Below are 22,591 nucleotides of genomic sequence, written 5' to 3' on the forward strand. Positions count from 1 at the left end.
GCGCTGCGGCGTAAATCATGCTGCTCTATAGCTTCGAAATCCTGATGAAATCCAGAAGGATTTTTTCGCCAGCCCATGTTTCAGCTCCAATATATCCGCAAGAACCGGCCGGGCCAGCGTTTGCAGGAGAAATATCACCGTCCCGATCACGCAGTTTTTTTCATCCAGGCTTCATTTGAGCCGTGATGATGAACTATTTCAGTCTTACGGACTTGATAAGCCTGCGGGTTTGATCAAGATCACGCGTGGGGCGCCTTGCCGGAAGCGCCTTAACGAGGAGGCGTTTATGGCAACAACATCGCATTACGGACCGTCATCGTCGTCGCTGGAACGCGACGCGCGGCGCATTCACGACGACAAACCGGTTTCGCCAGGCAGCATCGCCGTCGGCGTGGTCATTGGCCGCATGTCGGAATTCTTCGATTTCTTCGTCTACGGTCTCGCCTCCGTGCTGGTGTTTCCACAGCTCGTCTTCCCCTTCGCGCCGGACAGGCTGACGGGCACCCTCTATTCCTTCGCCATTTTTTCGCTCGCCTTCCTCGCCCGCCCCGTCGGATCCGTCGTCTTCATGACCATCGACCGGATGTACGGGCGCGGCACCAAGCTGACGATCGCGCTCTTCCTGCTCGGCGGCTCTACGGCTTCGATCGCCTTCCTGCCGGGGTACGACGAGATCGGCGTCTGGTCGATCGCGCTGCTGGCGCTTTTCCGTCTCGGCCAGGGTTTTGCGCTTGGCGGCGCCTGGGACGGGCTTGCCTCGCTGCTCGCGCTCAATGCGCCGGCCAATCACCGCGGCTGGTATGCGATGATCCCGCAGCTCGGCGCGCCGATCGGCTTTGCGCTGGCAAGCACGCTGTTCGGTTATTTCGTCGCCAATCTTTCCAGTGAGGATTTCCTCTCCTGGGGCTGGCGTTATCCGTTCTTCGTCGCCTTCGCGATCAATGTCGTGGCGCTCTTTGCGCGCCTGCGGCTGGTGATGACCAAGGAATTCGGCACGCTGCTGGAGCAGCACGAGCTGGAGGCAGCACCAATCTTCGACGTGCTGCGCGTTCACGGCCGCGATATCTTGATCGGCGCCTTCGTGCCGCTCGCCAGTTTCGCCATGTTCCACCTCGTCACCATCTTCCCGCTCGGCTGGATGAGCCTTTACGGCAACCAGCCGATCGGCGCCTTCATGGTGGTGCAGGTGGTCGGCGCCATGGTCGGCATCGTCACGATCATCGCCTCGGGCCTGATTGCCGATCGCATCGGCCGGCGCGCCCAGCTTGCCATCTGCGCTGTCTTGATCGCCGTCTTCAGCTTCGTCGGGCCGATCCTGATCGCCTCCGGCAACAGCGGCCACGATGCCTTCGTCATCATCGGCTTCGGCGTGCTTGGCCTGTCCTTCGGCCAGGCGACCGGCTCGATCTCGTCGCGCTTCGGCCGCGGCTATCGCTACACCGGCGCCGCCTTCACCTCGGACCTTGCCTGGCTGATCGGCGCCGGTTTCGCGCCGCTGGTGGCGCTCAGCCTCTCCAGCCGCTTCGGCTTGACCTTCGTCGGCTACTATCTGCTGTCCGGCGCCATCTGCACGCTTGCCGCACTTGCCTTCAGCAGGGCGCTGGAACAGCGCGAATAGGCGGGCCTGAAGACACGGCCTGCATGGGAAACCGTGCAGGCTCGGTTTGCTGATAAATTTCAAACTTCGCTGTTCACTCGTCGTCATCCTCGGCCTTGTGCCGAGGATGTGCTACATATGAACCGGCTGCAGATGCTCGGGACAAGCCCGAGAAAGAGAGGTGGCCGGCTTTGTCAGTCGTCCGAGCATCCACGGGAATCATGCAGGCCGCGTTTTCGAATTGCGCAATTTCAATTATTGAATGCATTGCAATCTATAATTAAATGCATATCCTTATCGGCCTGAAAGAGGATATGCCATGGCTGCGGAAACCATCGATCATTCGACCCTTTCCCGCCTTGTCGACGCAGGAGCGGTCGATGGCGCGCATGTGGTCGGCAAAACCGGCGGTTGGTCCGTCGTTATCCGCTACGGCAAGGCAGAGCGCCCGCTCGCGGCTCAACGCAGCCGGCAGGTGCGTGTGTTCAAGCGCATGGACACCTTGGTCTCCTATCTCAAGGATGTCGGCATCTCGCAGTTCGATGTCGATGCGGCCGATTACGCCCCTCAGACGGCGTCGCGGCCGGATCGGGCCGCGGCTCTACGTCGGACCCATGAGGCGGCCGAATACGACAAGTGGTTCCGCGAACAGGTCGAGGAAGCGATCCGGGAAGCCGATGATCCGAACGCCGTCTGGATTAGTGCGCAGGACGCCGAAGAGCGAATGGACAAGCTTCGGGCCGAACTGCTGGCGCAGCTGGAATCCGGAGATAAGGCTTGATCGTCAAATGGCTGCAGCAGGCTCTCCTGGATCGGGAAGGCCAGATTCGGCACATCTTCGCTCAAAATCCGCAGGCTGCAATTGCGTTGGATGATGTTATCCGACATCAGGCCAAAATGCTCGCCGATCACCCCGAAGCAGGACGTGGCGGCCGTCTCGATGGAACGCGGGAATTGGTCATCCCGCGCACTGCATTTCTGCTGATCTATCGCATCGACAGAAAAGTCCAGAGGGTGGAAATACTGCGCCTTCTTCATGGCGCCCAGCAATGGCCGCCGAAAGGCTGAATGCGCATTTTACTGCGCCATCTGCGGCTGCTTTGCCGCGCGGGCCGCGGTCAGTTCCGCCGTCGTGTGGTTCAGGCGGTCGGCGAGAACGCGCATGATTTCCACGGCCATTTCGGGGAAGTCGCTGAGCAGCTTCAGGAAGTGCTCCTTGCTGATGCGCAGCACTTCGAGCGGGGAGGTGGCGCGCACCGTTGCCGTGCGCGAGACATCGCAGAGGATGGCGATTTCGCCGACGATGGAATTGAGCTCGACATCGGCAACCTTGATCTCGCCGGCCGGTGAGGAGACGATGATGTCGGCGGTGCCGGAAAGAATCACATAGGCGGCGTCGCCGACATCGCCCTGATGGAAGAGGTTCTGACCGGCCTTGTAGGTCATGCGGTCGGAGGTGAAGGCCAAAAGCTTGAGCTTTGCTGGCGCAATCCTCGAAAAGATCGGCACCCGTCGCAGCATTTCGACTTCGTCTCTCAACAGCATGAGCGTTTCAATCCCCTGACGCCGGGTTCTTCGAACCAGATGTCTTCAATTCCGGGCGTCCCATCGGGAACACCTACCATCGCCGCCCCTATAGAATATTACGATAACAGTTCCTTGAACATCCCGTTTTTCTCGGAAAGTTCCGGATAGTTTCCGGCTTCCGCCAGTCCGCCGCGGTCGAAGAGCAGGATCCGGTCGAACACCTCTGCCATCCGGGCATTGGAAAGCACCCAGATGATTGCCGGCCGCTGGCCTTCTTCGTGAAGGTCTTCGACGATGTTGCGGGTGATCTGATCCTGAACGCGCTGGTCTAGCGCCGATAGCGGCCGATTGAAGATGAAATAGTCCGAGCGTTTCAACAGCGCGCGGGCAAGGTTCAGCTTCTGCCGCTGCACCATAGTCAGCCGCTTGCCGCCGGAGCCGACGTCGAATTCGAGGCCGATCGACAGAACATCGTCATAAAGGTCGAGCGCGTCGAAGAGCTCGCCCATGATGCCGCGGATGCGATCGGAGGCGTCGGCCTGCTGATAGGCGATGCGGCCGAAGAGCACATTGTCCATCAGGCTTGCAGACGGGGTGAAACGCTCGGCGTCGTAGCGCTCGATCAGCTCGGCGAGATCGGCCGGAATATGCTCGTGAAACTGCTTGCGGGCGTTGACGATCTTGCCCATCAGCTCGTCCGTCAGCAAGCCGAAGCGGTGGCGCGGCTCGATATAGGCAAAACTCAGCCGGATGATGGCCGAACGTTCCTCGGGCGTCGCGTCTTCGAAGCGGCGGCTTTGCAGTTTCTGCAGCAGCGCCTGATAGGTCGGAATGTCATCCGCCGTCATGAAGGTCAGCTGCTGGAAGAACGGATGGTCCGGCGGCAGATCATGGAAGAGTTCCACCGCATTCTCGGCGATCTCCAGGCCCATGGCATAGAGATCGGTGCTGAGGCCGGTTTCGCGGAACAGCTGCTGGAAATAGGGATGCGCGGCCAGCCTGCGATTGGTCATCAGCGGCCGCTTCATCGTGCCGAAGAGCAGGTTCTCGCCAACCGTCGCCTGGCCGTTATAGGCGTCGAAATCGAAAGGCACGACGATCGTGTCGAGCCCTTCGTCGCGCAGCCGGTCCCGGAGCGAGGCACGCAGTGCGACGACGTGATCGCTGACGGCCACATGCACGTCGGTGTTGACGGTCGATCGCAGCGCCAGATCCAGAATGTCCTGCGAGATCATCACGGCGTCGAGCACCGGGCGGATCGCTTTCAAAAGGTCTTCCGGCCCGCTGGCGCCGGCTGCCTTATAGTCCACCCAGTCGCTGTTGAGGTCGAGCGTCGGATTGCCGGCCTTCACCGCCTCGATGGAATGCCATTTGTATTCCAGCGCTTCCTGCTCGTCGTAGACCGGATCGGTCATCGGCGCGTGCTTGAGGCCGTAGAGCAGATTGCTGGCAAGCGTGCCATGGAAGAAGAAGGTGTCGGCCGAGGCGTAGGAGATGCGCCGGCCGGTGATCGATTCCGGCATAGCCAACAGGTCCTGCCCGTCGATGGTGATGCGGCCGGAATCCGGCCAGACCATGCGTCCGAGCGCTTCGGCGAAGGCTTCCGCGCCGCTGCCGTTCGGGCCGACGATCGCAACTGTCTCGTTCGGCTTGATCTCGACGGAGACGTGGTCGACCAGGCGGGCGCCGCTGTCATCGGAGAGTGAGAGGTTGGTGACAACGAACGCATGCGTCAGCGGACCCACCGGGGCAGTGGCGAGCTCCTGGATGCGGCTGTCGATCAGCGGCTCGACATTGAACTGCTCATAGACCTGCTGGTACTTCACCTGCACGTCCTGGCGCATCTGGTCCCAGTCGATCAGTTCCTTCAGCGGCCCGGGCAGGTCCTTATAGGCTGATATGACGGCGACGAGCTGGCCGATATCGAGCCTGCCCTGCAGCGCCAGGTAGCCGCCGATCGCGTAGAACAGGAAAGGCGTGACCTGGGCGAGGAAGTTGTTGATGAACTTCACCAGGAACTTCCACTGGTAAAGGTCGTAGCGGATCGAAAAGATCCGGCCAAGCCGCGAGGCGATGTCGGCGCGTTCGAGGTTGGAGGTGTCGTTGCCGTGGATCGTGCCAATGCCGTCGACGATTTCGCCGACGCGGCCGGAAAGCTCGCGTGCCGTCAGCTGCCGCTGGCGGCCGAGCTCCAGCAGCCGCTTGCGCATGCGAGGGATGATGATGGCCTGGACGCCGACGATGCCGGCGGCGATCATGCCGAGCCAGAAATTCTGGACGATGATGAAGGCGAGTGCGGTGATCGCCTGGCCGCCGAGAAGGGCAGGCGAGACGAAGGCATCGCCGGTGAAACCGCCCATCGGCTCCACCTCGTCCTTGATCATGGTGGCGATCTCGGCGGATTTTACCCGCTTGAAATGAATGGGCGGAAAACGCAGCACCCGGTCGACCAGCTCGAAGCGGATACGGCGCAGCATGCGCTCGCCAAGCCGGCCCTTATAGGTGTTGATATAGAACTTGAAGAGGCCGTTCAGCACCACCAGCGCCAGGAACACCAGGCTAAGGGCCATCAGCATCTGGAAGCGGTTGAGCTGCAAGCCTTGAAAGAACTCGACATGGCCGATCAGCGGGATGTCGTAGGCAATGTGCATGAAGGTCTGCCGTGCGCCCGGACCTTCGAAGCCGTCACCCTGGATCGGTCCGTTGACGATCTGCTTCGGCAGGTCGAAGGACAGGAAGTAGGGCACCATCGAGGCGGCGACGACAGCCAGAATCCACAGCTGCTGCAGCCGCGTGTTTTTCCAGATGTAGCGGGCGAGGCTTTTTTCCATGGCTAACCGTCAGCTTGCTGGGAAATTCCGGGGGCCGGGATGGGGAGGAATGTTGAGAACAGGACCATGCAGCCGGACCGCCGATATCGCAATGAAAACAAGGCGAAGCGACCGGCTGCAGAAACGCCGATTCTCGCCGGAACATTGCTTATATCACAGGAATTTTGGATTAGGCGAGCGATTCGGCCAGCATGGAGCGAATGATGCCAGCGGTTTTCTCGGCGCCGTCGAGATCGAGCAATACCGGCTCGCGGCGCGCCGTGGCGAGCGCCTTTTCGACGGCCTCTTTCACATGGCCAGCCGTCAGTCCGGTTTCCGGCAGGATATCGGCCAGATCAAGCGCCTGCAGCCGCTCGGCGCGCACCGTCTGCTCGGTCTCGCCGCCGACAACGAAGGGGATGAGGATCGCCCGGCATTCGGTGCGCAGGAGGTCGCCGACCGTGTTATAGCCGGCCTGCGAGATCGAAACCTTGGCGCCGCGCAGTAGCGAGGGAAAATCCTTGCGGAAGCGCACCAGCGTCACATTCGCAGGCGCGTCCTGCGACAGCGCGGCGAAATCGGCTTCCGGCAGGTTGGGACCCGATATCAGCAGCCAGCGGAGATCGGCGGGCAGCATCGCCGCCGCCTCTTTCGCCGCACCGATCAGCGCGGCGCCGACCGCGCCGCCGCCCGCCGATGCGATGATATCGAATATCTCGGTCGGTTCCGGCGCCGGCGGCGCTGCGACGAGGCCGGTATAACGCAGCCTGTCGGCGATCTCCCCTGTCAGCGGGAACGTGTCTTCGAGCCTGACGAAGCTCGGATCGCCGTGGACCAGCACGGCATCGAAATGCGCTTTGACCAGGGCGGCGGTTTCCGCGTCGCGGCCGGCCTTGCGGTTTTCCTGCAGGATGTCGCGCACCGAGCTCAAGAGTTTCGGTCGGGGCTCGGCCTTGTCGATTGCGGCAAGCAAAGGCAGCAGTTCGAAGCGCATCTGCCGGCGGCCGAAGGGAAAGGCTTCGATGATGACGACATCGGGCCTTGCTGCATGAAAGGCGTCAAGTAGCAGATCGCGGCGGGCATGGAGGAAATCCTCGCCCGCTGGCCGGCCATCGGCATCGGCGAGACCGGAGAAACCGGCATTGCTGGCAACGACCGCCGGCAAGGCCACGGTCTTCACACCCTCGCCCGGAAAACCCGGAACCGGCAGGCCGCCGGTGATGACGGTGACGTCGAAACCATCCTTGGCAAGCGCACTGGCGATGCGGCTGGCGCGGGCTATGTGGCCGATGCCGAGCAGGTGCTGGACGTAGAAGAAGATGCGCGGTGCCGTCATGACGCCTTCTGCCATTCGGCCTCGAACAGGCCGGTGAGCTGTCTGATGCTGGAGTGATAGTCGAAATCTTCGCGCACCCGCTTTTCGGCGGCGTCGCCGAGGCGCTTGCGCAGGGCCGGGTCGCGGATTGCCGCCTCCAGCGCTTTGGCAAGCAGCGCCGGATCCTCTGGCGGCACCACCAGGCCGTTTTCACCGTCCGTCAGCAGCTCCGGCACGCCGGATACGTCGGTCGAGAGGCAGGCGAGCCGCTGGCTCGCGGCTTCCACAAGCACGTTCGGCAGGCCGTCGCGGTCGCCGTTGGCGGCGATCCGGCAGGCAAGCGCGAAGAGGTCGGCGCGGCGATAATGATCGAGCACGTCTTCCTGCGCCATGGCGCCCTTCCAGACGATGCGGTCGGCAAGGCCGAGTTCGGCTGCCAGCGCCTTCAGCCTCGCAAGCTCCTCGCCGCCGCCGATATGCTCCATGCGCCAGTGGAGGTCGGCGGGCAACAGGGCCAGCGCGCGCAGCAGCACGTCGTAGCCCTTCTTTTCGACGGCGCGGCCGACGCTAAGGATGAAGGCGGGATCGGCGGGGTCGCTGCCGGTCCTGTCCGAACGCTCGCCGGCAAAATGGCCGAAACGGGCAAGATCGAGCCCGTGGTAACTTAGGTGCACCGCATCCTTGCGGGACGTCAGTGCGCGCATGTGCTCATAGCCCGTCCTGGTGCAGGTGACGGCCCAGCGGGCACTGCCGAGTTTCTCGTGCAACTCCCAGTCGGGTGACGTCCATATGTCCTTGGCATGCGCCGAACAGGTCCAGGGCGTGCCGGTGAGGATGCTCGCATATTCCGTCACCGAAGCCGGTGTGTGGATGAAATGGGCATGCAGCCATTGCCCGCCGTCCGGCCATTCTCGTCCCAGCACCAGTGCCTGGCCAAGACGGCGGAAGCGGTTGCGGGAGAGGTCGCGCGTGAGGTCGGCGAGGAAGCGTTTGATCAGCGCCTTGAAGCCCGGTTTGGAAAAACCGGCGACCAGGCCCTTCAGCACGCGGATCGGCTCTTCATGCAGATATTCCGGCAGGTAGACGACCCGCGCCCTGATCTCGTCATGCACGGGATGGCGCTTCTTGTCGGTCGGCCGGCGCATCGAAATCAGCGTGAGGTCGAAGCCGGCCTTTTCGAGGCCGAGCAGCTCCTGGGCGATGAAGGTTTCCGAAAGGCGGGGATAGCCTTTCAGCACGACGAGGATCTTGCGGCGTGGCGGCAAGGCTGTTCCCTATTCCGCGCCGACGAGGGAAAGGTGGCTGCCGCGGCCGTCGATCCATCGGCCGACGGTCTGCGAGATGTGGTCCAGCCCCTCGAGATGCATATTGCTGCCGCTCTTTGATGGCGGCAGCCGGGAGGGAAGACGCTTCAGAGCCTCGGCCATGATGGTCGGATCGACCGATTGTTCCGGCAGCAGCATGTCGACGAGTCCGAGCTCGCTTGCCCGCTGGGCGCGCAGCAACTGTTCCTCGCGCGGCTTGACGCGCGGCACAATGAGGGCCGGCTTGTCGAAGGAGAGGATCTCGCAATAGGTGTTGTAGCCGCCCATCGCGACGACGCCGGTGGCGCCGTCGATCAGCTCTTCCATGTGGTTGTCGAACTCGATCACCTCGATATACGGGATGGCTTCGCCCTTCTGCACCAGCTTGGCGCGCTCGGCGGCCGGCATATAGGGTCCGAGCACGACGAGCGCCTTCTGCGTCAGCGTCGGATCGGCCTCGTAGGCGTTCATGACGTCGTGGACGAGATCGGAGCCGTCGCCGCCGCCGCCTGTGGTGACCAGGAGGTAATTGTCCTTGCGGGCGTTGACCGAGGTCTTGCCCTTGGAGACGCTGCGCTGCAGAAAACCGACGAAATCCATCTTCCGGCGCAGGCTGGCCGGCACGTCGAGACCAACAAGCGGATCGTAGAAATCAGGCGGGCCATAGACCCAGACGCTGTCGTAATATTGGTCGATCTTCTGCATGATGCCGTTCCTCTTCCACTCGGCGTCGAGCAGATGCGGCGCGTCCATGACTTCGCGCAGGCCGAGCACCAGCACGGTGCCGCGGGCCTTGAGATAGGCCAGAGTATCCTCGACCTCCCCTTTCAGTCCCATCGGCTCCTTGTCGACGATGAAAATATCGGGCTGGAAGGTCTCGGCCGTATGGCGGATGCTCGATTCGCGCATTTTCAGCGTCTCGTGCAGGTCGATATGGCTGGCGAGCGACGTATATTCGCCGTTGCGGAGCTTGATGACGCTCGGGATCTTCACGAAGTCGACGCGGGCGCGGTAATCGAAGGCGCCGGCGATCGTCGCCCCTGAAATGATCAGGATGTTGAGGCCGCGATAATCCTCGACCAGCGCATGGGCGATGGCGCGACAGCGGCGCAGGTGGCCGAGACCGAAGGTGTCGTGGCTATACATGAGGATGCGCGCATCTTCGAGTCGTCTGGACATGGGCATCCCTTCTGGGCTGAGCAACATGGTTAGTACCCCCACCGTCCGGAGGCCAGGAGATGGGGGCGGTGCCGTGAGGCGCCGCGGAACTTCCTGCTATTTGTAGGGATCTGCCGCATCACGCAAGCCGTCTCCCAGAAAGTTGAACGCCAAAATGACAAGAACAACAGGAATGATCGGATAGAGCAACCAAGGATAAAAGGCGATGACGCTGACGCTTTTTGCCTCGGTCAGCAGAATACCCCAGCTGGTGATCGGCGGGCGAAGACCGAGGCCCAAGAAGGAGAGTGCGGTCTCGCCGAGGATCATGCCGGGGATTGAAATCGTCGCCGAGGCAATGAGATGCGACATGAAACCCGGCACCAGATGCCGGCCGATGATGCGCGGCGTGCTGGCGCCCATCAGCTGTGCCGCCTGGACGTAGTCCTCCTCGCGCAACGCCAGCAGCTTGGAGCGCACCGCGCGGGCAAGCCCCGTCCAGTCGATGATGCCGAGGATGACGGTGATGCCGAAATAGATGACGATCGGGCTCCAGGTCACCGGCATGATCGCCGCCAGCGCCATCCACAGCGGCAGGCTCGGCAGCGATTGCAGCACTTCGATCAGGCGCTGGACGATGAGATCGAAAATGCCGCCGCGATAACCGGCAAGGCCGCCGATGACGATGCCGAGCACGAAGCTGATCGAAATGCCGATCAGACCGATCGTCAGCGATATCCGTGCGCCGTAGAGAATGCGCGACAGCACGTCACGGCCGAGCCGGTCAGTGCCGAGCAGGAACATCTGCCCGCCGATTGCCGGGCAGACCAGATGATAGTTCGAGGCGGCAATTCCCCAGAATTTATAGGCATCGCCGCGGCAGAAGAAACGGATCGGCTGCACGTCGTTCGTCTTGTCGGCATAGACGCGGTGCAGAGTGTCGAGATCGAGCGTCATGCTGCGGCCGTAGACGAACGGACCGACGAAGCTGCCCTTGTCGAAGAAATGGATGCTTTGCGGCGGCGCATGGATGAAATCGACGTTGCGCGTGTGCAGACCGTAGGGCGCCAGGAATTCGACGATCAGGATCATCAGGTAGACGAGGGCGAGAAAGATGCCGGAGATCAAGGCCAGCTTGTGCTGCTTGAACTTCCACCACATCAGCTGCTTTTGCGAGGCGAGATGGATGCGCGATTGCGCCGCCGTCATGGTCTCGGTCGCCAAGGGGTCGAAAGGCGCGGTCGAGACATAATGCGGAAGCGGCGCGCCGGGTGCGGGAAGGGGCGACATTATTTGGTGCTCCTGCCTTGCAGACGGATGCGGGGATCGAGAAAGCCGAGGGCGATGTCGGAGATCAAAACGCCGATGACGTTGAGGAAGGCCAAAAACATCAGGAACGAGCCGGCGAGATACATGTCCTGGCTCTGCAGCGCCTTGATGAGCATCGGTCCCGTCGTCTCCAGCGACAGGACGATTGCAACGATCTCGGCGCCCGAGATGATCGACGGCAGGATCGAGCCGATGTCGGCGACGAAGAAGTTGAGCGCCATGCGCAGCGGATATTTGAGCAGCGCCCGCATCGGATGCAGACCCTTGGCGCGCGCTGTCGTCACATATTGCTTCTGCATCTCGTCGAGCAGGTTGGCGCGCAAGCGGCGGATCATGCCGGCGGTGCCGGCCGTGCCGACGATGATGACGGGGATCCAGAGATGGGAGAGGATCGACCGCGCCTTCTCCCAGCTCATCGGCGCCGAGATATATTGCTGGTCCATCAGATGGCCGATCGAGATGCCGAACCAGATATTGGCGAAATACATCAGGATCAGCGCCAGCATGAAGTTCGGTATGGCGATGCCGAGCAGGCCGAAGAAGGTCAGCCCGTAATCGCTCCAGCTATACTGGTGCGTGGCCGAATAGATGCCGATTGGAAAGGCGATCAGCCAGGTAAGCAGGATAGTGGTGAAGGAGACGAGGATCGTCAGCCACAGGCGCTCGCCGACGACGTCGGAGACCGGCAGCTGGTATTCGAAGGAATAGCCGAAATCGCCGTGCAGCATGCCGCCGACCCAGTAGAAATAGCGCACGATCTCCGGCTTGTCGAAGCCGTATTGCTGGCGCATCTCCTCGATTTCCTGGAGGTTGGCGGTCTCGCCGGAGGCGCGCAGTTCGGCGATCTGGCTTTCGAAGAAGTCGCCCGGCGGCAGCTCGATGATGGTGAAAACCAGCGCTGAAATGACGAAGAGCGTCGGCACCATGGCGGCGATGCGCCAGAGAATGTATCTGAGCACGCCTCAGGCCTCCTTGTACCAGAATGTATCCGGCATGTAGATGCCGAGATAGGAGGTGGGATCGAAGCCGTAGAGGGCTTTCTCCGGCAGGTTCTGCAGCTTGGCGGCGCAAAGGACCGGCTGCAGCGTGCTGTTGATCAGCCCGATCGAGAACACCTGCTGCGTATAGAGCGACAGCATCTTGTGCCAGATCACCTGGCGCTCCTCGAATTTTGCCGTCGAGCCCCATTGGCCGAGCAGGTCGACCAGTTCGGCTGCTTCCGGCAAGTCCGGTGCGGCGCCCTCCTGGCCGGCGGAGAGGTAATGCATGCCCCAGAGCGGCCATTGCAGCTGATCGTCGAGCGTCGGCGCCAGCCCTGAGGGCGACATGTCGGCCGTCGGCACGCCATTGTCGAGCCCGTACCAGATCGACATCATGATCGAGCCGCTCATGGCGCGGTTGCGGAAGACGTCGCGCTGCGAGGTGCGGGTATAGAGCGCAAGGCCGATATTGGCCCAGTGATCGTGGACCAGCTCCAGCACGTCGGTATCGAGATTGCTCTCGCCGGCGGTTTCGACGGTGATCTCGGCGCGCCGCCCGTCCGGCAACAGCCGGATGCCGTCATCGCCGCGCTGGGTCAGGCCGAGCTCATCGAGCAGGCGGTTGGCCTCGTCGACATCGAACTTCACGAAGGCATCGGCATATTCCTGTTTGAACAGCGGACTGTCGGGTAGGACGGTATCGGCACTCGGCGTGCCGAGGCCGTAGAAGGCGACCATGTTGATCTCGTGCCGGTCGATCGCCAGCGACAAGGCGCGGCGCAGGCGCACGTCGCGGAAAAGGCCGCGCCACACCTCGTCGGCGCAGTTGAGGTTCGGCAACAGCGTGATGCGCGAGCCGCGCGCCACCTTCCAGAGATTGACCTTCACCGGGAAGCGCTTCTCGGCCTCCTTCAGGAAGGTGTAGTCGTTGAAATCGATGCCGGTCGCCTGCAGGTCGGCCTCGCCGGCACCCGCCTTGGCGGCGATGATCGACGAGGAGGAGACGTTGAGAATGAACCGGTCGAGATAGGGAAGCTGCCTGCCGGTCTCGTCGACGCGGTGGAAGAACGGATTGCGATCGAAGACGAATTGTTCGGCCGGCAGCGGCGTCGTATTGCGCCAGGGATCGAGCGTCGGCAGGTTGGGATTCTCAGGCCGGTAGGAGCGGGCCATCTTGATGTGCAGGTCCTGCCACTTCTTGACGCGGTTGGCCTGCATCATCTGGTCCATCTTCGCCTGGTCAGGCTGGAACTTCTTATGGAACTGCTTGAGATAATGCGCAGGCCCGACGATGACCAGCGGGATGGGGCCGGCCAGCGTCGGCAGGAACATCGGGTTGGGTTTATCCCAGGTGTAGCGCACCGTCAGCGGATCGAGCATCTCGAAGCGCGGCAGGCTGCCATGAGGGCGAAGCTCCAGCGCACCGCCGCCGGGCGTCAGCTTGTCGTTCAGGATGACGTCTTCCCACCAGTAGCGGAAATCGTCGGCCGTGAACGGCTGGCCGTCTGACCATTTATGGCCCTCGCGCAGCGTGAAGGTGAAGACGGTGTCGTCCTCCGAGCGGAAATCGGCGAGGATATCCGGCTGGAACTGCAGGTGCTTGTTGTAGCCGACCATGCGGGCATAGCCGTAGATCGTCATGAAGCGGATGTCGCGCTGGCTGCCGATGATGGTGCGCACCGTGCCGCCGTAGCTGCCGGGTGCAAGCCCCATTTCCTTCAGGTTGACGATGCGAGGGCGAGCGGGAATGCGCTCGGCCATCGGCGGCAGGCTGCCGGATGTGAGCTGGTCCTTGAGGAATTCCGGCTCGCCGGCCTGTTGCGCCCGAAGCACCGCCGGCGCGATCGCTGCGCCGACAAGGCCGCCCAGAAAAATGCGACGCGTCACCATCCGCGCAACTCCTTGGCATCGGCGCCTTTGCGGGCGCGCACCAGATGGCCGTCGCCGAGATCGGCATAGGCAAGCTCGGAGGCGTCGTCATGCGCGGCGGTGAAGGTCGCGCCCCAGTTCTGCTTGTCGGCAGCGCCGTTTTCCCGGAGCGCCTTGAAATCGAGCGGCCGGTCGAGATCGGGGAAGGGGACGGCGGCGAGCAGCGATTTCGTATAGGGGTGCACCGGGTCGCGCAGGATGATCTCGCGCGGCGCGATCTCGACGATGCGGCCCTTGCACATCACCGCGATGCGGTCGGCCATGTAATCGACGACGGCGAGATTATGCGAGATGAAGAGATAGGTCAGCCCCAGCTCTTTTTGCAGATCCTTCAGCAGATTGAGGATCTGCGCCTGGACGGAAACGTCGAGAGCCGAGACCGGCTCGTCGAGGATGACGAGCTTCGGGCCGAGCGCCAGGGCGCGGGCGATGCCGATGCGCTGGCGCTGGCCGCCCGAAAAACTATGCGGGTAGCGGCTGAGATAACGCTTGTCGAGGCCGATCGCCGCCATCAAGCCATCGACCTTGCGCTTGCGCTCGTCACTGTCGCCGCGGTCGTGGATCTCCAGCGGTTCGCTGAGGATGTTGCGCACCGTCATGCGCGGCGAGAGCGAGGAGACCGGATCCTGGAACACCATCTGGATCTTGGTGCGCATATCCTGCAACGCTTCGCCGCGCACCGAAAGCACGTCGATTACGTCCTTGCCGTCGTTGAACACCACCGCGCCGCTGTCGGGTGTGATGGCGCGCATCAGGATCTTGCTGAGCGTCGTCTTGCCGCAACCGGATTCGCCGACCAGGCCGAGGCATTCACCGCGGCGGATGTCGAAGCTGACGTCGTCGACGGCGTGCACGACGGCGGCTTCGTGCTTGCCGAGGAAACTGCGCTTGCGCGTCTTATAGGTTTTCGAGAGGTTGGCGACCGAAAGCAGTGTGCCCGGCGCCTCCGCCTGCAACGGCTTCTTCTTGCCGACGAGGGTCTCGAGATTGACCGGCACGTCGCGCAGCGCCTTCAGCCGCTCGCCGGGTTTCATGTCGAAATGCGGAACGGCGGCCATCAGCGCCTTGAGATAGGGATGCTGCGGATTGCGGAAGATTGCCTCTACCGGCCCGGCCTCCATGATCTCGCCGTGATAGATGACGACCACCTCGTCGGCCATATTGGCGACGATGCCGAGATCGTGGGTGATGAGCAGCATCGCCATGCCGAGCTTGGCCTGCAGATCGCGCAGCAGCTCGAGGATCTGCGCCTGGATCGTCACGTCGAGCGCCGTTGTCGGCTCGTCGGCGATCAGCAGCGCCGGCTTGCAGATCAGCGCCATGGCGATCATCGCGCGCTGGCGCATGCCGCCGGACAGTTCGAACGGATACATGTCGTAGGTGCGGTGGGGATTGGAAAAGCCGACGAGGCCGAGCATTTCCTCGGTCTTCTCCCGTGCTTCCTGCTTGTCGGCTTCGGTATGGATCAGCAGCGCTTCGCCGATCTGGTTGCCGACGGTGTGCAGCGGCGAGAGCGAGGTCATCGGCTCCTGGAAAATCGTCGCCATGCGCCGGCCGCGCAGGTCGCGCATTTCCTCGCTGTCGCGCGAGAGCGACAGAATATCGGTCGCGGTGCCGTCGAGCGGATCGGTGAAGAGGATGCGGCCGGAGGCGCTGGCCGGGTTGGGCAGAATGCCCATGACCGACTGGCTGATCACCGATTTGCCGGAGCCGGATTCGCCGACGAGAGCGGTGACCTTGCCCGGAAGGATGCGAAGATTGGCTTCCTTTACGACGCGCAGCCGGTCGCCGAAAACCGAGAAGGAAACGTCGAGATTTTCAATACGCAACAAATCGGCTGCAGACGCCATACCAATGAAATTCCCCAGTCTTCTATGTTCCCGTTGAGGCAACACTATCGTACCGCAAACGGGGTGTCTAGCAGATGACAATCAAGGGAAAACTGCCACGTCCCGCCGAAGTTCCCCAGGCGGGATGCGCAGATTTATGGCAGGAGTTTCGTGGCTTTACTGGATGAACTTCTCCATGGTTGTGCGCTCGACTTGTTTCTTCGCGTCACGGTGCAGGAGAATGACCTGCTCGGCTTCTGAAAGTCCGTTCTGGACGGCCTCGCGGAAGCTCTCGTCGACGTTGATCTTGGGGGTGGGCGCACGCGGCTGCAGCACCGTCACCTTCTGGCGGATGCCGCGCAGCTTTTCTTCGCCGAGCGTCGTCCATTCGCCGCCGCAATAACCGGCGAAGGCCTGGCTGGCGACGACCTCGCGGCCGTATTTCTTCGTCAGGATCTGCAGGCGCTGCACCTCGTTGACCGCCGAGCCGAAGGCCGAGAAGGTCAGCCGATCCTTGAGGCCGACATTGCCGAACATGACGTTGCCGACGTGCAGGCCGATGCCGTAGCCGACCTTGCTGAGGCCTTTCTGCTCGCGATCCCTGTTGAGTTCGGCAACCCGCGCCTGCGCTTGATGGACGGCGGAAAGTGCTGCCTCGCAGGCGATTTTCGACGGGTCCTTGTGGCGCCCGCAGGGGTAGACGGCGAGGAAGCCGTCGCCGAGGAAACTCAGTATCTCGCCGCCATTGCGGTTGAACGGCGCGGCGATCGCGTCGAAGAACTGGTTCAGCGTGTCGATATAGGCCTGGCGGCCTTCCTTTTCGGCATACACCGTGGATTCGCGCATGTCGCCCATGACCAGGGCGGCGCGGATCGTCTCGCCGTCGCCGCGGCGGATCTGGCCGTTCAGCACCCGCTTACCGGCATCGCCGCCGAGATAGGTGGTCAGCATGTTGTTGGCGAGCTTGCCGAGCACGGCCATCTTGGCGGCGACGGCCAGATGGTTCTGCATTCTCAGCAGCGCATCGATCATGTCGTCGGAAAAGCCGTTATGGTGGTCGGTCGACCAGGAGCCCATCATGCCCTGCACCGAACCGTCGCCGAAGGGCTGCACGAAGGCCAGGTAATCGGTGATAGCGTCCTTGCGCAGGTCCTCGAAGATCGGGAATTCGGCCGGCCCTTCCTGCATCAGCCGGCGGCGGATGTGCTGCAGATTGTTGTCGAGCAGGTAATAATAAGGGCTCTGCAGGAAGCGGTCCGGCTTCTGCCCGGCCGGCATGCGGAAGCCCTCGATGGTGACGCCACTGGCGCGCCGCCAGGTGAAGCTCAGCGCGTCGTAGAGCGGATGCAGCATCGAAAAGGTCAGATGCACGCGCGCAATCGGCAGGCCGGCGGAGGCGAGCCGTTCGCAGAAACCGCGCACAATGTTTTCCAGCTCGTCTCCGGCCAGCGAAGAGTTCGTCAGCCATTCGGCGACCCGGTCCAACAGGATGGAGGAGACGCTGGATTCGATCGTGCTCATTCTCGGTATGATCCTCATAAGCCACGCCATCCTCAAGAGCCAAAAATCCCCCGGCCGGCACATTTTCATGCGCAGGTCACAAGGAAATCAGGATGTACGAGCGGTATTATTTGTCAACGATCTGCCGAGAGCCCGGCAGCGGCACCCCTTTGCTCCCTATCGGGGGATCGGAGGGGCGGTCCTTTCACGGCGGTTCATTATCAAAAGTCAAAATAGGGATGCTGCAAATGCGAAACAATGGGATCGGCATTTTTTGTGCCCTGAAGTTGCAGCAAAGGATGGCGGCGGGGCATTTTGGCCACACCCCGGCTAAGGGGTTTTCAAATATGTCGGCGAGACCTGCCCCTCATCCGCCTGCCGAGCCGCGACCTCTCCGTTCCCACCCACCTCGCGCAGGGCACGTCCCCTCTCCCCGTTTTTACGGGGAGAGGGCTAGGGTGAGGGGAGCCACTGGCATCGACAGGACGGCATGCCGCCGGGAAAAGAGGAACATCCGCCCCCGGGTTTAATTCACCGCAATCATGCATTAGATCAGCTTCCTGAATTTCCCCGTTTGAAAGATCCCGCCTTGGCTCTCTCCACCTTCGATACGCTTTTGCAGAAGATCGACACCCGCGCGGCGCGTGCCGGCATCATCGGGCTCGGTTATGTCGGTCTGCCGCTGGCGATGGCGGTGGCGCGCAGCGGCTTTGCGGTCACCGGCTTCGACATCGATCCCTCCAAGATGGTGGCGCTCGATGCCCGCCGCTCCTATATCGACGCGGTCAGCGACGCAGCGCTTGCCACCGAGATCAAAGCAGGACGCTTCGAGGCGACGACCGATTTCGCCGGGCTTGCCGCCTGCGACGTCATCATCATCTGCGTGCCGACGCCGCTGACCAAACACCGCGATCCCGACCTTTCCTTCGTCGAGGCGACGTCGCGCTCGATCGCCGCGCATCTGCGCCCCGGCCAGCTCGTCGTGCTGGAATCGACCACCTATCCCGGCACGACCGATGATATCGTCAAGGTCATTCTCGAAGGCACCGGGCTGAAGTCCGGTTCGGACTTCTTCGTCGGCTTCTCGCCGGAGCGGGAGGATCCCGGCAACCAGAATTATCATACCGCCACCATCCCGAAGGTCGTCGCCGGCGACGGCACTGAGGCGCTGTCCTTGATGAAGGCCTTCTACGGTGCGGCGGTCTCGACCGTCGTTCCGGTCTCCTCGAACGCGACGGCCGAGGCGGTGAAGCTTACCGAAAATATCTTCCGCTCGGTCAACATCGCCCTCGTCAACGAGCTGAAGACCGTCTATGCGGCGATGGGCATCGATGTCTGGGAAGTGATCGACGCGGCCAAGACCAAGCCCTTCGGCTATATGCCCTTCTATCCCGGCCCCGGCCTCGGCGGCCATTGCATCCCGATCGATCCCTTCTACCTCACCTGGAAATCGCGCGAATACGAGCTGCCCACCCGCTTCATCGAGCTCGCCGGCGAGATCAATTCGGCAATGCCGCGTTATGTCGTCGGCAAGCTTGCCGAAGCCCTCGACATCCGCGCCGGCAAGGCGCTGAGCCGCAGCAAGGTGCTGGTGATCGGGCTCGCCTACAAGAAGAACGTTGCCGATATCCGCGAGAGCCCATCGCTGCGGCTGATCGAGATCATTGAGGAACGCGGCGGACGGGCCGATTATCACGATCCCTTCGTCACCGAGATCCCGCCGACCCGCGAATACCAGGCGCTGAAGGGCCGCCAATCGGTGGCGCTGACGCCGGAAGCGGTCGCCGGTTACGATGCGGTGCTGGTCGCGACCGACCATGACAGCGTGGATTATGCGACGCTCGCAAAAAGTGCTGCGCTGATCATCGACACGCGCAACGTCTTCAACCGGCTCGGGCTTTCTGCCGGTCACATCATCAAGGCGTGACGGCCACAGCTAAGAAGGGAGGCTCGATGGCACCCGTCGGCATTGCCTACGATGACGGCGACAAGGAAACTACCCGAACCGGTCGTTGCCGTTCCCGCTAAGTCGTTGCGTAAACCAGGATGAGATCAGCCCGTCGCCGTCAAAGCGGCGGGTTGCCTTTCTTCGGTGCGCGTCTCAGATGACGGGCGGCGTTGCAGAAAGCGACTTGCCGGTCATCCGGCTGGCGGCCACCGCATAACCGCCTGATGCACCGTCGATGAAATGCATGTGGTCGCGCGAAATCGGCGTCGGCACGAAGCAGGTCATCAGCGCCGAGGCCTGCCGATGCAGGCCGTAGCGGGCAATGCCCCTGGCCCGCGCCGCTTCCAGCAACGTCTCGATCCGTTTCAGATGTTCGGCATCGACGTCGACCGTCATCTTCAGCCCGTCGTCGAACTTGCGGAAATCGGAATTGCCGGCGACGTCGCTTTTGTAGCGGCGCGCGTCGAAGCGGCCGAGCGGAATGCCGAGCCTGTAGAACAATACGGTAACGGCGAGCTGCAGGAAGATGAAGAGCTTCTGCCGCAACCGCCGACCGGCCGGCGCGGTGGCCTTGGCCTCGCGATTGATGCCGTGCAGCGAAAAGGCGAAGTTTGGGCCGCCGGCCGGCACCGGATGGCTATCGCGGTTCTGTTCGGTGGTGATGGCGACGATACCGTTGACGAGCTCGCGGAATTCTTCGCCCGGGCGGCCTTCGCCGGGAACCGCGATGATCGAGACGATCTCGCCGTTTTGCGCATCGATCGGGCTCCAGCGGCAGGAGAGGCCGGTGAGATCTGGGCGGGTTTCCGGGGCGGCGCGGTCGACGGCGTAACGGCCGAGCTTCATCTGTCTTTCCGCCCAGCTGGTGCCACCGCCCCAGAACATCGCATAGGTGACGTGCGGGCTTGCCGAGTAACGTGCGACGCGGACGTCGAGACCCTCGGCGCGGGTGTCGGCGACGGGAACGATGGCGATGCGCAGCATCAGGCTGAGATCTTCCTCGACCCAGACCTGCACCGCGGCAAGGGCATCGCGCGCCGCCTGCTCCAGCGAACCCGGAAGCGCGATCAGCGCACCGTCGCCGCCGAAGACGAAGGGATAATCGCCCTTGCCGACGGCATTCAACACCGCCGAAATGACGCTGGCGCCCGCCATGTTGACGTCCTTGTAACGGCCGCCGGCGATTGCCTGCGTCGAGCCGACGATGTCGGCGAGCGCCAGCACCCATCCGTCCGGCAGCGGCCGATAATTGGCGGCATCGGTCACGCCCTCGAAGACGCTGAACAGCGGCACGGAGGCAAAGAATTCTTCGTCGGTCACGGTTTTCATGTCATCCAGCTTAGCACAGACCCATGTTGCCACTGCAACGCCATTTCCCATTTACGGCAATCGACTTGGCAAGGTTTCATGTGTTAGCACCCGAGCACGATTTTTCATGACGGATACGGATTAGATGAGCCGCCTCGACAGCTTCATTCGCCGGTTGACGGCCCAACGCGACATTTTGAACGCGATCATCGATCTGGTCGGCGAAACAGAGGGTCCGGTGCTGGAATTCGGCCTCGGCAATGGCCGCACCTATGATCACCTGCGCGAGAATTTCCCCGGCCGCCGCATCGTCGCCTTCGACTGGGAGGTCCGCTCCTATTCAGCCTCGACACCCGCGGCGGAAGATATGGTGACCGGCAATATCCGCGAATCCGGCCAGGCCTTCCTCGGCATCGGCGCGGCCCTTGCCCATGCCGACATCGGCACCGGCCATGACGAGATCGACGCGGTGACGCTGACCTGGCTGCCGCAGCTGATGGCCGGCGTCATCGCCCCAAACGGCATCGCCGTCAGCGGCCTGCCGCTGGAGCATGCCGAACTGGCGGCGCTGCCGCTGCCGGAGGGAATCAAGGAAGGGCGGTATTTTCTTTATCGGAGGACATAAGCCGTGGTAGCGGCGACTGTGGCGACCGAGGTTTCAACAGAAGCGAGGCGTTGCCACGATTCTCTTCTCAGCCGCAGGGAAAAGGTGCCGGCAGGCGGATGAGGGGGCTACGCGGCACGGGGAGGCGTGTAAACCACCACATTATACGATCGAATTCCCCGGGCAACGAAGTTAAAAAATCTTTCCGCCCAAGCATCGCGTTTGGATGCTGACGCGATGCAGCTGCCTCATTGCAATTTATGCGTTTGAATTGTAGCTGTTTTTCGTCGGGCTGTAGGTCCGAGCCGAAAGGTGAGCGATCACCAGACTCGCCGCTAGCACAGATGGGGCATCGAAGTGGGGTTTACTGAAGCTGCCGGCACGGTTCTGGTGCAGAAATATGCAACTTTCTCCGGCAGGGCGTCCCGCGCCGAATATTGGTGGTATGTCTTATTCTATGTTCTAGTGCTGCTTGCGATGGGCATCCTGTGCAGTTTGGTCGCCGGCTTTTCCGACTTCCGGGACGGAGTTCCGCCACCGCTCGGCCTTCTCTTCTTCCTCGGCGGATTGATTTGGCTGGCGATGTTTTTGCCAGCGATAGCAGTTCAAGTTCGCCGCTTCCATGATCGCAACATTTCCGGCTGGTGGTATCTCGCGCTGTGCGTTGCTAATTTCGTTCCCTACATGGTCTCATTTCAGTTATTGCGATCCTGGTGATCAACGTGCTTCCGGGCACCGAAGGTCCGAACAAGTTCGGACGCGATCCGCTGCGTCCTGAAGCGCGCGCAGAAGTCTTTGCCTAACAGCATGGGCATCCGCAGCCTGCTGGTAGCTCCGTTTCTGCGGTTAGTTTCCACATGAGTTAGCGCCTGTTTTGAAGCAACCGGCTTATTGCAATTTCTGCGTTTGAATTGTAGCTGTTTTATCCGAAAAACGACTATTAAGCAGGACGTTGATAAGACTGTAGGCGCCTTGCTTGCAGCAGGCACAATGAGAGCGTTTCAAATGGGGTTTACTGAAGCTGTTCGGACTGTTCTGACGCAGAAATACGCAACCTTTTCCGGCAGGGCCCCCCGGTCGGAATATTGGTGGTTTCAGCTGTTCTATGCGTTGTTGGCTCTCGCAATAGTAATTTTGGCCTTCGCGGCAGGCGCTTTTTCCGGTCAGCAGGGCGGAACATCTTCACTGGTGGTCGTCCTTATGATTATTGGCGGATTGTTGGCGCTTGCCCTCGTTTTGCCCATCCTATCCCTTCAGGTTCGCCGCTTCCATGATCGCAACATTTCCGGTTGGTGGTATCTCGCGGTGATCGTCTTGGGCATGGTTCCCTATGTCGGTACTGTTACGGGGCTCGCGATTACCATTATTTCCGTGATGAAGGGCACCGAAGGTCCGAACAAGTTCGGTCCGGATCCGTTGCGTCCTGATGCGCGAGCAGAGGTCTTTGCCTAGA

At 62.0% G+C, this 22,591-nt stretch carries 17 protein-coding genes and 1 pseudogene; 7 read left to right on the plus strand and 11 right to left on the minus strand.

Annotated elements, in window-relative coordinates; genetic code table 11:
- Positions 1 to 286: 286 nt before the first annotated feature.
- From HJB83_RS10445 to HJB83_RS10455, 3 genes are all read left to right on the plus strand, one after another.
- A complete protein-coding gene (locus HJB83_RS10445; protein WP_207585450.1) occupies positions 287 to 1,618 on the plus strand; it encodes an MFS transporter in 1,332 nt (443 codons plus the stop codon).
- A 298-nt stretch (positions 1,619 to 1,916) separates the two neighbouring features.
- Positions 1,917 to 2,378, plus strand: a complete 462-nt coding sequence (locus HJB83_RS10450) for a hypothetical protein (RefSeq protein WP_207585451.1) — start codon at positions 1,917 to 1,919, stop codon at positions 2,376 to 2,378.
- Positions 2,375 to 2,665 (plus strand): type II toxin-antitoxin system RelE/ParE family toxin, encoded by a 291-nt coding sequence (locus HJB83_RS10455; RefSeq protein WP_221115613.1) that lies wholly within the window; start codon positions 2,375 to 2,377, stop codon positions 2,663 to 2,665. The genes HJB83_RS10450 and HJB83_RS10455 overlap by 4 nt, the downstream gene beginning before the upstream one ends.
- 9 nt (positions 2,666 to 2,674) lie before the next feature.
- On the opposite strand, the gene HJB83_RS10460 is transcribed toward HJB83_RS10455, so the two are convergent.
- The 10 genes from HJB83_RS10460 to HJB83_RS10505 all read right to left on the minus strand — a co-directional run bounded on the left by HJB83_RS10460 (position 2,675) and on the right by HJB83_RS10505 (position 17,299).
- Positions 2,675 to 3,142, minus strand: coding sequence for a cyclic nucleotide-binding domain-containing protein (locus HJB83_RS10460; RefSeq protein ID WP_003563501.1), 468 nt, complete (start codon positions 3,140 to 3,142; stop codon positions 2,675 to 2,677).
- Positions 3,143 to 3,240: 98 nt separating this feature from the next.
- On the minus strand, positions 3,241 to 5,955 hold the full coding sequence (locus tag HJB83_RS10465) for an ABC transporter ATP-binding protein (RefSeq protein ID WP_207585453.1): 2,715 nt from the start codon (positions 5,953 to 5,955) through the stop codon (positions 3,241 to 3,243).
- A 169-nt stretch (positions 5,956 to 6,124) separates the two neighbouring features.
- Positions 6,125 to 7,285 (minus strand): glycosyltransferase family protein, encoded by a 1,161-nt coding sequence (locus HJB83_RS10470; protein WP_259671317.1) that lies wholly within the window; start codon positions 7,283 to 7,285, stop codon positions 6,125 to 6,127.
- Positions 7,267 to 8,514 (minus strand): glycosyltransferase, encoded by a 1,248-nt coding sequence (locus HJB83_RS10475; protein ID WP_207585455.1) that lies wholly within the window; start codon positions 8,512 to 8,514, stop codon positions 7,267 to 7,269. Before HJB83_RS10475 ends, HJB83_RS10470 begins: the two co-directional genes overlap by 19 nt.
- 9 nt (positions 8,515 to 8,523) lie before the next feature.
- On the minus strand, positions 8,524 to 9,732 hold the full coding sequence (locus HJB83_RS10480; protein WP_207585456.1) for a glycosyltransferase family protein: 1,209 nt from the start codon (positions 9,730 to 9,732) through the stop codon (positions 8,524 to 8,526).
- A 96-nt stretch (positions 9,733 to 9,828) separates the two neighbouring features.
- Positions 9,829 to 11,001 carry an ABC transporter permease gene (locus HJB83_RS10485; protein ID WP_207585457.1) on the minus strand — a complete coding sequence of 391 codons (1,173 nt, stop codon included), beginning with the start codon at positions 10,999 to 11,001 and terminating at the stop codon, positions 9,829 to 9,831.
- Complete coding sequence (locus HJB83_RS10490) at positions 11,001 to 11,999, minus strand: ABC transporter permease (protein WP_007628233.1); 999 nt, start codon at positions 11,997 to 11,999, stop codon at positions 11,001 to 11,003. Before HJB83_RS10490 ends, HJB83_RS10485 begins: the two co-directional genes overlap by 1 nt.
- 3 nt (positions 12,000 to 12,002) lie before the next feature.
- Positions 12,003 to 13,910, minus strand: coding sequence for an ABC transporter substrate-binding protein (locus HJB83_RS10495; RefSeq protein ID WP_207585458.1), 1,908 nt, complete (start codon positions 13,908 to 13,910; stop codon positions 12,003 to 12,005).
- Positions 13,904 to 15,799 carry an ABC transporter ATP-binding protein gene (locus HJB83_RS10500; protein WP_221131819.1) on the minus strand — a complete coding sequence of 632 codons (1,896 nt, stop codon included), beginning with the start codon at positions 15,797 to 15,799 and terminating at the stop codon, positions 13,904 to 13,906. Before HJB83_RS10500 ends, HJB83_RS10495 begins: the two co-directional genes overlap by 7 nt.
- A 156-nt stretch (positions 15,800 to 15,955) precedes the next feature.
- Positions 15,956 to 17,299: an adenylate/guanylate cyclase domain-containing protein gene (locus HJB83_RS10505; protein WP_221131820.1), complete on the minus strand. Its 1,344-nt coding sequence runs from the start codon at positions 17,297 to 17,299 to the stop codon at positions 15,956 to 15,958.
- Between the two features lie 568 nt (positions 17,300 to 17,867).
- Here HJB83_RS10505 and HJB83_RS10510 point away from each other — a divergent pair.
- Positions 17,868 to 19,205 (plus strand): nucleotide sugar dehydrogenase, encoded by a 1,338-nt coding sequence (locus tag HJB83_RS10510; protein ID WP_207585461.1) that lies wholly within the window; start codon positions 17,868 to 17,870, stop codon positions 19,203 to 19,205.
- A 174-nt stretch (positions 19,206 to 19,379) separates the two neighbouring features.
- Here HJB83_RS10510 and HJB83_RS10515 read toward each other — a convergent pair whose 3' ends face one another.
- On the minus strand, positions 19,380 to 20,555 hold the full coding sequence (locus HJB83_RS10515) for a DUF3095 domain-containing protein (RefSeq protein WP_221115616.1): 1,176 nt from the start codon (positions 20,553 to 20,555) through the stop codon (positions 19,380 to 19,382).
- Positions 20,556 to 20,679: 124 nt separating this feature from the next.
- Here HJB83_RS10515 and HJB83_RS10520 point away from each other — a divergent pair, with 124 nt between their 5' ends.
- From HJB83_RS10520 to HJB83_RS10530, 3 genes and pseudogenes are all read left to right on the plus strand, one after another.
- Positions 20,680 to 21,159 carry a class I SAM-dependent methyltransferase gene (locus HJB83_RS10520; protein WP_207585463.1) on the plus strand — a complete coding sequence of 160 codons (480 nt, stop codon included), beginning with the start codon at positions 20,680 to 20,682 and terminating at the stop codon, positions 21,157 to 21,159.
- A 336-nt stretch (positions 21,160 to 21,495) separates the two neighbouring features.
- Positions 21,496 to 21,941 (plus strand): annotated as a pseudogene (locus tag HJB83_RS10525) (DUF805 domain-containing protein).
- Positions 21,942 to 22,143: 202 nt separating this feature from the next.
- Positions 22,144 to 22,590, plus strand: a complete 447-nt coding sequence (locus tag HJB83_RS10530) for a DUF805 domain-containing protein (protein ID WP_221131948.1) — start codon at positions 22,144 to 22,146, stop codon at positions 22,588 to 22,590.
- The last annotated feature ends 1 nt before the right edge of the window (position 22,591 follow it).

This window comes from Rhizobium sp. NZLR11 (assembly GCF_019685115.1).
Classification (GTDB): domain Bacteria; phylum Pseudomonadota; class Alphaproteobacteria; order Rhizobiales; family Rhizobiaceae; genus Rhizobium.